The organism is Janthinobacterium tructae, from assembly GCF_006517255.1.
Lineage (GTDB): Bacteria > Pseudomonadota > Gammaproteobacteria > Burkholderiales > Burkholderiaceae_D > Janthinobacterium > Janthinobacterium tructae.
Genome location: NZ_CP041185.1, coordinates 5,859,099 through 5,871,310, shown reverse-complemented (window position 1 = coordinate 5,871,310; position 12,212 = coordinate 5,859,099). Strand labels below are relative to the sequence as shown.

Sequence of the window (12,212 nt, the reverse complement as noted above, 5' to 3'; positions counted from 1 at the left end):
GCGCCCGCCTAGACCGGCCCGTTGCGCAGCATGATGCTTGTCTGCACCAATTGTCGCAGCCGGGAGCGCGTTGCTATGGGCAAGGCCGTGCGCGCGATGCGCACGCCCATGTCGCCAGCACCGTGCGCCTCGGCATATCCCTTGCCGAACAGGTCGAACTGCGCCGGTCCCAGTTCCGCCATCTTGTCCGCCTGGCCCGCTTCGCCATGCAACAGCAGCGCCACGCGCACGCCGGCCACGCGCTTCCAGTGCGTGCGGCTGTGCAAATCGCGCTGGCGCGCGGCCGCATCCGCACCCACCAGCACCAGCGCCGCATCGTAGGCGTCGAGCGCGCTGGCGTTGAGATAGCGGTTCGCCACGCCGTCGGGCGGCGTATCCGTATCGAGGCCATACAGCACCTGGAAGCCGTCGACGCCGCGGATGATGGCGTCAGCGCCCCAGCCGTTCGCGCCACGGTATTTGCAGCGCAGTTCGCCTTCGCCATCGGCGCCCTGCGCCACATAGAAAATGCTCCAGCCCCGCTGCGCCTGCGTTTGCGCGGCGCCCACGCCGAAGCCGGCGCAATTGAGCACGGAACCGTCGCCACCCTCTTCCTTGCCGGCGCCGTAATAGCGCAGGGCCAGCACATCGCTGCCATGCAGGGCGCCGGGCAACGCGCCGCTGATGCCCTCGCTGTTCTTGCCCAGGCTGTGCGCGTCGAGCCCGGCGATATTCGCGCTGTCGTGCGCGGCATGGGCGACGGGCGCGGCGCTGCTATCCCAGTTCACATACGCCGTCTGGCGCACGGCGCGGGCGATGGTGTCGAGCGCATAGCGGCCGTTATCATCCAGGCGCGCGCTGGCGGACTGGTCGCCATAACTGCCGCTGGCCGCCAGCAGCACGCTACTGGCCGCCAGCATCAACAGCGCGCCCAGCGACAGGGCCACCAGCAATTCGAGCAGGCTCATGCCGCGATGCTGGCGCAAGCGGGCGTGCATGCCGTTCATGCGCCGCCTCCCAGCTGGAATGCCAGCCTGGGCAGCGACTCGCCTGCCGCATTCACGGCGGGCGAGCCATCGGGCTGTCGGCCGCGCCAGCCCAGCTTGATGACGATGGGCGCGCCCTTGCCACCGCTGCACGCCCAGTGCAAGCCTTGGGCGGCGGCATCCCACGCGGAAGTGTCGCGACAGATATGCAGGCGCGCGCCGGGCAAGGCCGCATGCAGCTGCTGTTTCCATTCGGCGATGTCGAATTGCGCCAGTTCGGCCGCGCTGCAGGCGGCAACGCCGAAGCAATCAGGTGTGCCGCCGCCTGCTTCGGTGTCGTCCGCCGCCGCGTAGGCCACGTTCAGGTAGGGATTGCCCGTATCGGGGCCATTCATGAGCACGCTGTTCGCGCGCATGCGCTCGGCCATGCCGGCGGCCAGTTGCACGCCTGCCGACAACAGCGCCGACTCGTGGCGCGCGCGCAGGGAATGCAGTTGCAGGATGCTGGCGCCCAGCACGCCCAGCGCCAACAGCAGCAGCGACACCAGCACCTCGACGAGGCTGCTGCCACCCGCAGGAAACATAGTGCGACCGCCATTGCGCATGCGCTACTCCCTTCCGCAGACAGAGTCGCAAGAACAGGCGGCCCAGCTACACGATAGGCGCGCGCAAAAAACCGGGTCTGCGCTAGCGCAAACAGCATGGCGATAAGCTGAGAAGAACAGCGTAGGGATTGATCAGACCGCTTGCCAGGCGAACGCTGGCGTGGTGCACACGGGGCGCAGAACCGGCCCCGTTTTCAATCAGGTGAGCAAGAAGCTGAGCAAGAAGGTGAACGTCAGGGCTTGCTGCGCGCCTGGCCCACTTCGGCGATCGCATCCTGGAACTCGGCCAGGTCTTCGAAATTCTTGTAGACGGAGGCGAAGCGGATGTAGGCGATCTTGTCGAGGCGCTTGAGCTCTTGCATGACGAGCTCGCCGATATAGCCGGAATCGACTTCGCGCAAGCCGCTGGTCAGCAGTTTTTCCTGGATGGAGGCGATGGCCGTATCCACGGAGGCGGCCGCGACGGGACGCTTGCGCAAGGCCAGCATCAAACTGCCGCGCAACTTATCCGCAGCGAACTCCGTCCGGCTGCCATTCTTTTTGACGACGGCCGGCATGATAAGTTCAATGCGCTCGTACGTGGTAAAACGCTTGTCGCATTTGCCGCAGCGGCGGCGGCGCCGAATGGCATCCCCTTCCTCCGATACGCGCGTATCGAGAACCTGGGTGTCGCCGTGCTGGCAAAATGGACATTTCATGGGCTGGCTACAACTTTATAGTAATAATTACGGGAAATCGCCGCCCTTGTACAAAGGGCGCCCGAATCACTCCGGGCGCCCTTGGGCACGAAGGAATGTGTCATACAGAATCTTACTCTGTATGACACATTCTGGACAAATAATTATGCGTACACTGGATGCGCGTCGGCCAGCACTTTCACGGCCGCTTTCACGCGCTCGATGGTGGCGGCGTCATGCGGATTGTCCAGCACGTCGGCGATCAGGTTGCCCACTTCTTCCGCTTGCGCTTCCTTGAAACCGCGCGTCGTCATCGCCGGGCTGCCCAGGCGGATGCCCGAGGTAACGAAAGGCTTTTGCGGGTCGTTCGGGATGCCGTTCTTGTTGCAGGTGATGTGCGCGGAACCGAGGATGGCTTCGGCTTCCTTGCCCGTCAGGTTCTTGGCGCGCAGGTCGACCAGCATGACGTGCGATTCGGTGCCACCGGAAACGATGCGCAGGCCGCGCTTGATCAGGGTTTTCGCCAGCACGTCGGCGTTCTTGACCACTTGCTTCTGGTATTCGACGAATTCAGGGCTCAGCGCTTCCTTGAAGGCGACGGCCTTGCCGGCGATCACGTGCATCAGCGGGCCGCCCTGGATACCAGGGAAGATGGCCGAGTTGATGGCTTTTTCGTGCTCAGCCTTCATCAGGATGATGCCGCCGCGCGGGCCGCGCAAGGATTTGTGCGTGGTCGAGGTGACGAAGTCGGCGAACGGCACCGGGTTCGGGTACAGGCCGGCGGCGATCAGGCCGGCGTAGTGGGCCATGTCGACCATGAAGTAGGCGCCCACTTCCTTGGCGATCTTGCCGAAACGCTCGAAGTCGATCTTTTTCGAGAAGGCCGACGCGCCGGCGATGATCAGCTTCGGCTTGCGTTCACGGGCCAGACGTTCCATTGCCTCGTAGTCGATGTCTTCTTCCGCCGTCAAGCCATACGACACGACGTCAAACCACTTGCCGGACATGTTCAGCGGCATGCCGTGAGTCAGGTGGCCGCCTTCGGCCAGCGACATACCCATGATCAGGTCGCCTGGTTTCAGCACGGCAAAGAACACGCCCTGGTTCGCCTGCGAGCCGGAGTTCGGCTGCACGTTCGCGCATTCGGCGCCGAACAGCTGTTTCACACGGTCGATGGCCAGTTGCTCGGCCACATCGACGAATTCGCAGCCACCGTAGTAACGCTTGCCTGGATAACCTTCGGCATATTTATTCGTCAGCTGCGAGCCTTGCGCTTCCATTACGGCTGGCGACGTATAGTTCTCCGACGCGATCAGTTCGATGTGATCGTGCTGGCGCGTGTTCTCTTTTTGAATGACGGCGAACAATTCAGGATCGACGTTGGCGAGGGTGTGATCTTTTGCAAACATGTAAAAACTCCAAGTATGAGGGTGCTTGTACTGGCAGGTTGGATCGAATGAGGGGAGCCGGCGTTAAGTGAATAACAACATTGGACAGGCAGCCTCTTCGTGCTTTTCCATAGTGGCTACCCAGGCGAACGGCTGATGAAAAATCTCACGTTTCCCGGTGGGTGCCCACCTTTCGCCGGTTTGCCGATCGCCATCCAGGGAGATCGCCCGACTTTTCGCCAGTCACGTGAGACGTAATGGAAATCAAATTGTAAGTTAAGTGCCCAAATTGAGCAAGGAATGCAACCGTGCAGCTATAATCGCGGCGCGCCATCGCAGCCCGGGCATGGGCCCAGGCCGCCCCGCAGCGTGACTGCGGCTCTTAAGCTAAACGTAAACCTGGCTGCGGCATGTAAGCGTATGTTACGAAGCTTGCCATTGCGCCCCCCGGATTTACAATGCTGCGGTGCAACTTATATGCAGCTTTTGCATGGCTTTCCAGCAAGCGCCCACAGTCACAAGAAGAAAAATCGCGTAAAATGTTGCTCAATCTCACTACTGGCGCAATAAACATGCCTTCAGTCTTTACCTGGAACGTACGTGTCTACTATGAAGACACCGACGCCGGCGGCATCGTCTATTACGCAAATTACCTGAAATTCTTCGAACGCGCACGTACCGAATGGCTGCGCGCCATCGACGTGGGCCAGCAGGAATTGCTGGAACAACACGATGCGATGTTCGTTGTCAAAAGCGTCAACGCCGACTATCATGCGCCAGCCAGGCTCGATGACACGGTAAGATTAACCTTAAGCATAGAAAAAATGGGGCGCGCCTCCATCGTTTTCCTGCAACAAGCCTGGTGCGGCGACCGCCTGCTGAACACGGCCCGCGTCAAGATCGGCTGCGTCGACTCGGCATTGCGCCCGCGCGCCGTGCCTGATGCAGTGGCGGCCCGCATGCGCGCCGCCTGAGCCCTACCGCCACCCCCCGGACAATTCACCCAACAGACTGCCAGCCAATGAACGTTACACAAGATCTTTCTTTCCTCGCGCTCATCTCCAATGCCCATTTGATCGTGCAACTGATCATGGCCCTGCTGCTGCTGATTTCCCTGACCAGCTGGACTTACATTTTCCGCAAGATGTTTGCCGTGCGCCAGGCGCGCAAGCAGACCATCGAATTTGAACGCAGCTTCTGGGCTGGCGGCAACCTGCATGCGCTGCATCAAAGCGCCAGCGGCAACCGCGACCAGAGCGGCGCGCTGGCCCGCATTTTTGACGCCGGCATGGGCGAATTCATCAAGGGCAAGGCTTCCTACGGTTCGCGCGAAGCGCTGGACGTGGGCGCCGTGCTCGACGGCGCACGCCGCGCCATGCGCGCCGCCTTCCAGCGTGAAATGGACGTGCTCGAATCGCACCTGGCCTTCCTCGCCTCCGTCGGCTCCGTTTCGCCCTACATCGGTCTGCTGGGCACCGTCTGGGGCATCATGAACGCCTTCCGCGGCCTGGCCAACGTGCAGCAAGCCACCCTGGCCGCCGTCGCGCCCGGCATTGCCGAAGCGCTCATCGCCACCGCCATCGGCCTGTTCGCGGCCATTCCCGCCGTCGTCGCCTACAACCGCTTTTCGCATGACATCGACCGCCTGGCGATCCGCTTCGAAAGCTTCGTCGAGGAATTCTCCAACATCTTGCAGCGCCAGTCGCGCTAAGAGGGAGCAGCGTCCATGGGTTCCTCATTCAATAGCGGCGGCATGCGCGGCGGCCGTGGCCGCAAGTTCAAGTCCGAAATCAACGTCGTGCCGTATATCGACGTGATGCTGGTGCTGCTGATCATTTTCATGGTGATGCCATCGTCGAACAATCCCAGCGTGGTGAACCTGCCCAACGCGGAAAAGTCGGCGAAACCACCCGATGACTATATTCAGATCGTGCTGAAACCAAATGGTTCGCTGTCGATCGGCGTCATCGGCAAGGAACAGCTGTCGCCGGAAACGGAACCGAACCGCGACGCCCTGCTGCGCAAGCTGCGCGGCTTGCACGAGAGCAATCCCGACTATCCCGTGATGATCGCGGGCGACAAGGAAAGCAAGTACGACGATGTGATCCAGCTCATTTCGGAAGCGAAAAAGATGGGCATTACCAGAGTCGGCCTGGCCACCAAGTAAGCGCATTACCCTGTTTCCAGACTTGACCGTTTTTAGATAGACTAGACTTTGCAGACCAAACAAATCGACCATGTACTCGGCAAGCCTTACAGCGTGCCGCGCGAACGCAGCCGCTGGCCCTCGCTGGGCCTGGCGCTGGCGATGCACCTTGGCCTGCTGTTTTTCCTGTGGGTGGGCGTACACTGGCAAAATACGGAACCTGTCGCCGTCGAAGCGGAAGTGTGGGACCTGAAAGTGCAGACGGCCGCGCCGCCGCCCGAGGTGGCGACCGAACCGGAGCCCACACCGGCGCCGCCGCCGCAACCGCAAGTGGAACAGCCGGCCCCGCCGCCACCGCCGCCGGTGGCAGCACCCGAGCCGAAGGTTGACCTGCGCGAGGCGGAGATCGCCCTGGAACGCAAGAAGGCCAAGCTGAAGGAAGAAAAAGACAAAGCGGCAGCGGAAGAACGCCGCAAGCAGGAATTGAAGGAACGCGAAGAAGAAAAGCGCGAACTGGAAAAACAGAAGCAGAAAGAAAAAGACAAGGCTGCCAAGCTGGAGAAAGAAAAAGCAGAAAAGGCCGACAAGCTGGAGAAAGCCAAGGAAGCCAAAGAGAAAGCGGCGGAAGAAAAAGCCGAGAAAGAACTGGCCGATAAAAAAGCAGCGGCCGAAAAAGCCGCCAAGGCCAAGAAAGCGGCAGCGGAAAAAGCCGCTGCCGACAAAATGCGCGCCGATGACATGAAGCGGCTGATGGCACAGGCAGGCAATGGCACAACGGGCACGGCCGCGAAAGCGACCGCGCCACGCAAGGACAGCGGCTATGTCGCTGCCCTGACGAGCAAGATCAAGAGCAATATCGCGTACAGCGGTAGCACGGACGTGCCGGGCAACCCGCGCGCCGTGTTCAAGATCGAGCAACTGCCAACTGGGGAAATTATTTCGGTCCGAAAGATTAAAAGCAGCGGTCTGCCGGCGTATGACAGCTCGGTGGAAAACGCCATTAATAAATCGTCGCCACTGCCGAAGAAAAAAGACGGCACCGTGGAACGCGAGATTGAACTCATATTCGAGATGAAGGATTTGCCTAAATGATGATCATGAAAAAAATGAGCTATGTCGTGCTCTGTGCCGGCCTGATGCTGGGAGCCGCCGGCGCCCAGGCGCAGCTGCGCGTGGAAATTACAGGGATCGGCAGCAACCAGATCCCGGTGGCTGTCGCCAGCTTTGTCAATGAATCGGCGGCGCCGCAATCGCTGTCCGGCATCATCAAGGCCGACCTGGCGCGCAGCGGCGTGTTCAAGCTGATCGACGCCGATGCGCCCGTGTCGGAAACGGCGCCCGTCAGCTACGACCAATGGAAGTCGCGCGGCGCCGACGCGCTGGCGGCCGGCAGCGTGCAAAGCATGGCCGATGGCCGCCTGGACGTGCGCTACAAGCTGTTCGACACCATCAAGGGCGCGCAGATTTCCAGCATGAACAATGCGGCCGCGCCGCAGTTCAACCGCCTGCTGGCGCACAAGATCGCCGATGACATCTATGAGAAGCTGACCGGCACGAAAGGCGCGTTCGCCACGCGCATCGCTTACGTCACGCAATCGGGCCGGGAATACCGCCTGGAAATCGCCGACGCCGATGGCGAAGGCATCCAGGTCGCCCTGCGCTCGAACGAGCCGATCATTTCGCCGTCGTGGTCGCCGGATGGCACCAAGGTGGCGTATGTCTCGTTCGAAAAGAAAAAACCCATCGTCTACGTGCAAAACCTGGTGACGCGCCAGCGCACCATCGTATCGAATGAAAAAGGCAGCAATTCGGCGCCGAGCTGGAGCCCGGACGGCGCACGCCTGGCCGTGGCCCTGTCGCGCGATGGCCATACCCAGGTCTATACCGTCAATGCCGACGGCAGCGGCTTGCGCCGCGTCAGCAACAGCAGCGGCATCGATACGGAACCCCAATTCTCGGCCGATGGCCAAAGCATTTACTTCACCAGCGATCGCAGCGGCGGACCACAAATCTACCGCATGTCGGTTGGCGGTGGCGACGCCAAGCGCGTGACGTTTGGCGGCTCCTACAACATCAGCCCGCGGATTTCGTCCGACGGGAAGACTCTCGCTTATATTTCCCGTCGCGACGGCAATTTCCAGCTCTACGCGCTCGACCTGGCTAGTGGCCAGGAACTGCGCCTGTCGGACACCGCCAACGACGAATCACCGAGCTTTTCGCCCAACGGGAAATATATCATGTACGCGACCGAATCCGGACGACGCAAGTCGCTGGCAGTGGTATCGGTGGATGGCCGCGTCAAACAGCGTTTGACTACGCAAGCTGGCAATATCAAGGAGCCCACCTGGGGTCCTTTCATGAAGTAAATGCTGTACAGTTTCACCTTTAACCATGACCCGGAGAATAAAAATGAGTAACTTTAAAAGCTTGGCTTTCATCGCCGCTACCGCAGCCCTGCTGTCCGCCTGCAGCACCCCAGTCAAAGTCGCAGAAACCCCAGTGGTTGAGCGCGCTCCTGAAAAAGTCGTCGCTCCAGTTGACACCCGTCAAGTTCAGCCAGTAACGACCGCATCGGTCGATCCACTGGACGATCCAAAAGGCGTGCTGGCTAACCGCAGCATCTACTTCGACTTCGACAAATACGTCGTACGCGAAGCAGACACCGCAGTCGTGCAAAACCACGCTGGCTACCTGGTGAAAACGCCTAGCCGCAAGATCCTGATCCAAGGTAACACCGATGAACGCGGTGGCGCTGAGTACAACCTGGCCCTGGGCCAGAAACGTGCTGAAGCCGTGCGCAAGTCGATGGCCGCCCTGGGCGTGCCAGAAGGCCAAATGGAAGCCGTGTCGCTGGGCAAAGAAAAGCCTAAAGCTCAAGGCAGCAACGAAGCAGCATGGGCAGAAAACCGCCGCGCTGACATCGTTTATTGATGTTCAAGGGTGAGCGCTGCAGCATTGACGCTTACCTAACTGGCCAGTCATAGGCATAATAATGGGGCGCAGCGCGGTGATTCACCGCCCGGCGCCCCGTTTGCATGTTTTGCGTAACCTTTGAAAGCCCGACCCATGATGACATTCTCGAAAGCCGGCGTCGCCGCCGCCTTGATGGCCGCGTTTGCCTACCTGCCCCTGCACGCCAACGCCGCCCTGTTCGACGACGACGAAGCGCGCAAGGCCATCCTGGAGCTGCGCGCCAAGGTGGACGCCATGGCACGCGACCTGAACAGCCGCATTGACACCAAGGCGGACAAGACCAGCACCTTGAGCCTGCTCAACCAGCACGACCAGACCATGCAAGAGATCGCCCGCCTGCGCGGCCAGATCGAAGTGCTGGGCAACGACCTGACGAATGTGCAAAAGCGCCAGAAGGATTTCTACACCGACATCGACGCGCGCCTGCGCAAGCTCGAGCCGCGCCAGGTCACCATCGATGGCCAGGAAGCGGCCGTCGGCGTCTCCGAGCAAAGCGCGTACGAGTCGGCATTCGGCCTGTTCAAGTCGGGCGACTACAAGGGTGCCGTCACGGCCCTCGATGCCTTCGTGAAACGCTATCCGGAATCGGCCTACGCGGCCAACGCGCAATACTGGCTGGGCAACGCCTATTACGCCCAGCGCGACTGCAAGAGCGCCATCACGGCCCAGCAGGCAGTGCTGAAACACTACCCGGACAGCCCGAAAGCGCCCGACGCCATGCTCAACATCGCCAGCTGCTACACGGAGCTGAAAGACAAGCCGAACGCGACCAAGACCCTGAACGCCCTGATCTCGCGCTACCCGGACTCCAGCGCGGCACAAGCGGCCAAGGAACGGGGCGGCAAAAAGTAAAAGGCGGGGAAAAAGTTGCCCGTTAGGTTTGACAGAATCCCGGGCACCCCCTATAATCTTCCTTCTTCGGGTCGTTAGCTCAGCTGGTAGAGCAGCGGACTTTTAATCCGTTGGTCGCAGGTTCGAATCCCGCACGGCCTACCACGAATACGCAGTACTGATCTGCTTGCGAGTTGTACCAGCAAGCATTTTTTTACAGCACAGTGTTACCGAAGTTGTTGTAAAAAGTTTTTGGGTCGTTAGCTCAGCTGGTAGAGCAGCGGACTTTTAATCCGTTGGTCGCAGGTTCGAATCCCGCACGGCCTACCAAATACTATGAAGAAGCCAACCGTTCGCGGTTGGCTTTTTTGTTTTGGGCGGCATCACTTGCACAGTGATGCCATTCCTGACGCAAATCAAACGCCTCATCACCCGCAATACAGCCTTGTCGGACTGCCGCATAATCAGACCATCATGAGCACCATCCTACCCTCGACCACGTCCGCATTTGAGACAACGGAAACCGCCGAAACCTATGACCACTGGTTTCGCGCCAAGGTACTGGCGTCACTGAATGATGACCGCCCTGCCCGCCCACATGACACTGTCATGGCGCAACTGAAAAAAATCGTCGCAGCCGGGCCTGATGACCATGCTGCCGATTCAATGGAAGGTTGAAGCCCAGGAAGATTTGACCGCGATACTCACGTACATCGCGCAGCGCAACCGGCCGGCAGCACTTCAGCCTTACAACGACATCGACAACGCTATTTCACAACTTCCAAATCCTCACCTATACCGAACTGGCAGAGTGATTGGCACGCGCGAACTGCTTGCCCATCCAAACCATGTCGTCGCGTATCGCGTTGACGCAAGCGCGATAGAAATTCTTGCCGTCATGCATACACGGCAACTGTATCCTTAAGCCCCTTCTCCCGGCATATCGGAAAACAGTCCTTAACGCGACACCAACGCCGGTCTCCCGCCCAGATGCGCCACCACGCTACCCATCACCCGCCCCAGCGGCACCTCCACCCAGCGGTAAAACGCGGCACCGGCCGCCAGGCTGGCAATCCAGGCGGTCAGCATGCCCAGCGCCTGCCACTCCGGCTCCAATGGGACATAGGAAGTAAACAAGGCATTCACCAGCAGGCTGACGGGGAAGTGGACGAGGAACACCGCATACGAGATGCGCCCCAGGGCGTTGATGATGCGCCAGGCGCGGCCCTGCGAAGGCGTGCGGGCGCGGCCGAACAGGAACAGGGCGCAGGCGACGATCAGCGCCAGGGCGATGCGGCTGCGGTAATCGACGGCCAGGGCCAGCAGGACGGGCACGGCGGCCATCGCCATAAGCACGGCCATGGTACCGGGCTTGCGCCTGGGGTCGCTGGCCCACCAGGCCATGAGTCCCAGGCCATAGCTGCCGAAGAAGTACGGCGCCCAGTTGTCCCAGCCCGCATCGAGATTGAAATACAGCAGGGAAAAGGTGATGCCCACGGTGACGGCCAGCGGCATCAGCCAGCCCATGCGCCGCTGGCCCGCCAGGCGGCCGCCCAGCCACAGCAGCGATACCGTCAGCAGGTACAGCTGGAAATCGATGGCCACGTACCAGGCGCCGGCCGACAGCGATTCATAGCCCAGCACGCCGTGCAGCAGCAAGGCATGGGCGCTCAGCTGGCCCAGGGTGACGGCGGCCGACATGGAATCGTGTTGCATCCAGATACCGGCCACGGGCGTGATGATGGCGGCGAGCAAGGTGGCGGCCAGGAAAGGCGGCGCCAGCTTGGCATAGCGGCGCCAGACGGCTTGCAAGGGGGTGGCAATGCCGGGACGGCCGGCGGGAGAAAGGGATTTGGCGACCAGGAAGCCGCCGATGACGAGAAACACTTGCACGGCGATGCGCGCGCTGCTGCCCAGCCAGTCCAGCAACTCGGGCCACAGGGGCTGCACGTAATCGGACATCGGCCCGTAAAACGCCAGGTGGTGCAACACGATCAATTGCGCCGCGCCTGCCTTTAAACCATTGATCCAGCCAAACTGCGGACGATTTGCCAGGTCCGCCTGTACTACCACTGCTGCTGCCGTCATTCCCATCCCTTGCCATGCCAGGTAGTGTCGCCAGCCCATCGCGCAACTGGCGCGCGGCTGAGGATTTACCGAAAGGCCGACATGATAGCCGAGCCTGGCAAATGGCGGGGCACGGCAGGCGACTAAGCTGCCGGCTTTTCCGCCTCCGGCGTTGCGGGCGCCAAGGGCTGCTGCGCCAAAATGGCATCGAGCAAGCCAGGGAAGCGGCTCTCGATATCGGCGCGGCGCAAGGTATTCATGTGCGTCGTGCCCGCATTTTCCGTGTAGACCAGGCCCGCTTCGCGCAAGACCTTGAAATGGTGGGAAACGGTCGACTTCGGCCGCCCGCCGTCGAGGTCGCCACAGGCGGCCGCGTCCACTCTGGCCAGGTGGCGCACGATGTCGAGGCGAATGGAATCGCTCAAGGCGTACAGCACTCTTTCGAGCACAAATTCGCTGGCGGGGGGATGTTTGTGTGGACGCATGAGCAGAATCATACAGCATGCGCTATACTAATTCCATTCTTCGAATATTTACGAACTACCGAATCAGCATCCCTA

The 12,212-nt window shown here is 60.9% G+C and carries 15 protein-coding genes, 2 tRNA genes and 1 riboswitch; of the genes, 11 read left to right on the top strand and 6 right to left on the bottom strand.

The features are described 5' to 3' along the window. Window positions 1-8 precede the first annotated feature (8 nt). The 4 genes from FJQ89_RS25890 to glyA form a co-directional block, all read right to left on the bottom strand. Window positions 9-986 carry a PilW family protein gene (locus FJQ89_RS25890; protein ID WP_243136271.1) on the bottom strand — a complete coding sequence of 326 codons (978 nt, stop codon included), beginning with the start codon at window positions 984-986 and terminating at the stop codon, window positions 9-11. Beyond that, window positions 983-1,549, bottom strand: a complete 567-nt coding sequence (gene pilV, locus FJQ89_RS25885) for a type IV pilus modification protein PilV (RefSeq protein WP_141172257.1) — start codon at window positions 1,547-1,549, stop codon at window positions 983-985. Before pilV ends, FJQ89_RS25890 begins: the two co-directional genes overlap by 4 nt. Before the next feature lie 254 nt (window positions 1,550-1,803). After that, the gene (gene nrdR / locus FJQ89_RS25880; protein ID WP_071078724.1) at window positions 1,804-2,268 is read right to left on the bottom strand and encodes a transcriptional regulator NrdR; all 465 of its coding nucleotides are present in this window, start codon (window positions 2,266-2,268) and stop codon (window positions 1,804-1,806) included. A 143-nt stretch (window positions 2,269-2,411) separates the two neighbouring features. After that, window positions 2,412-3,656, bottom strand: coding sequence for a serine hydroxymethyltransferase (glyA, locus tag FJQ89_RS25875; protein ID WP_141172256.1), 1,245 nt, complete (start codon window positions 3,654-3,656; stop codon window positions 2,412-2,414). Between the two features lie 111 nt (window positions 3,657-3,767). Continuing rightward, window positions 3,768-3,892: riboswitch (ZMP/ZTP riboswitch) on the bottom strand. 315 nt (window positions 3,893-4,207) lie between these two features. Here glyA and ybgC point away from each other — a divergent pair. The 11 genes from ybgC to FJQ89_RS25820 all read left to right on the top strand — a co-directional run bounded on the left by ybgC (window position 4,208) and on the right by FJQ89_RS25820 (window position 10,510). Beyond that, on the top strand, window positions 4,208-4,609 hold the full coding sequence (ybgC, locus tag FJQ89_RS25870) for a tol-pal system-associated acyl-CoA thioesterase (RefSeq protein ID WP_046682324.1): 402 nt from the start codon (window positions 4,208-4,210) through the stop codon (window positions 4,607-4,609). 47 nt (window positions 4,610-4,656) lie between these two features. After that, entirely contained in the window at window positions 4,657-5,346 is a 690-nt protein-coding gene (gene tolQ / locus FJQ89_RS25865) for a protein TolQ (protein WP_071078726.1), read from the top strand. Window positions 5,347-5,361: 15 nt separating this feature from the next. Further along, window positions 5,362-5,802, top strand: coding sequence for an ExbD/TolR family protein (locus tag FJQ89_RS25860; protein ID WP_223278896.1), 441 nt, complete (start codon window positions 5,362-5,364; stop codon window positions 5,800-5,802). 48 nt (window positions 5,803-5,850) lie between these two features. Beyond that, complete coding sequence (tolA, locus tag FJQ89_RS25855; protein ID WP_141172255.1) at window positions 5,851-6,873, top strand: cell envelope integrity protein TolA; 1,023 nt, start codon at window positions 5,851-5,853, stop codon at window positions 6,871-6,873. 5 nt (window positions 6,874-6,878) lie between these two features. Then, window positions 6,879-8,147: a Tol-Pal system beta propeller repeat protein TolB gene (gene tolB / locus FJQ89_RS25850; RefSeq protein ID WP_479723896.1), complete on the top strand. Its 1,269-nt coding sequence runs from the start codon at window positions 6,879-6,881 to the stop codon at window positions 8,145-8,147. Window positions 8,148-8,190: 43 nt separating this feature from the next. Then, window positions 8,191-8,712: a peptidoglycan-associated lipoprotein Pal gene (gene pal, locus FJQ89_RS25845; protein WP_096234468.1), complete on the top strand. Its 522-nt coding sequence runs from the start codon at window positions 8,191-8,193 to the stop codon at window positions 8,710-8,712. Between the two features lie 135 nt (window positions 8,713-8,847). After that, on the top strand, window positions 8,848-9,606 hold the full coding sequence (ybgF, locus tag FJQ89_RS25840; protein ID WP_099760127.1) for a tol-pal system protein YbgF: 759 nt from the start codon (window positions 8,848-8,850) through the stop codon (window positions 9,604-9,606). A 68-nt stretch (window positions 9,607-9,674) separates the two neighbouring features. Next, window positions 9,675-9,750: transfer RNA gene (locus FJQ89_RS25835), tRNA-Lys, on the top strand. Between the two features lie 89 nt (window positions 9,751-9,839). Further along, window positions 9,840-9,915, top strand: a tRNA-Lys gene (locus FJQ89_RS25830). Between the two features lie 6 nt (window positions 9,916-9,921). After that, complete coding sequence (relB, locus tag FJQ89_RS28665; protein ID WP_341474471.1) at window positions 9,922-10,263, top strand: type II toxin-antitoxin system RelB family antitoxin; 342 nt, start codon at window positions 9,922-9,924, stop codon at window positions 10,261-10,263. Beyond that, entirely contained in the window at window positions 10,232-10,510 is a 279-nt protein-coding gene (locus FJQ89_RS25820; RefSeq protein ID WP_243136270.1) for a type II toxin-antitoxin system RelE/ParE family toxin, read from the top strand. The genes relB and FJQ89_RS25820 overlap by 32 nt, the downstream gene beginning before the upstream one ends. Before the next feature lie 32 nt (window positions 10,511-10,542). Here FJQ89_RS25820 and FJQ89_RS25815 read toward each other — a convergent pair whose 3' ends face one another. Together FJQ89_RS25815 and FJQ89_RS25810 are read right to left on the bottom strand one after the other, a co-directional pair. Continuing rightward, on the bottom strand, window positions 10,543-11,673 hold the full coding sequence (locus tag FJQ89_RS25815; protein ID WP_141172253.1) for an acyltransferase family protein: 1,131 nt from the start codon (window positions 11,671-11,673) through the stop codon (window positions 10,543-10,545). Between the two features lie 122 nt (window positions 11,674-11,795). After that, a complete protein-coding gene (locus FJQ89_RS25810) occupies window positions 11,796-12,137 on the bottom strand; it encodes an ArsR/SmtB family transcription factor (RefSeq protein ID WP_141172252.1) in 342 nt (113 codons plus the stop codon). Window positions 12,138-12,212: the final 75 nt, after the last annotated feature.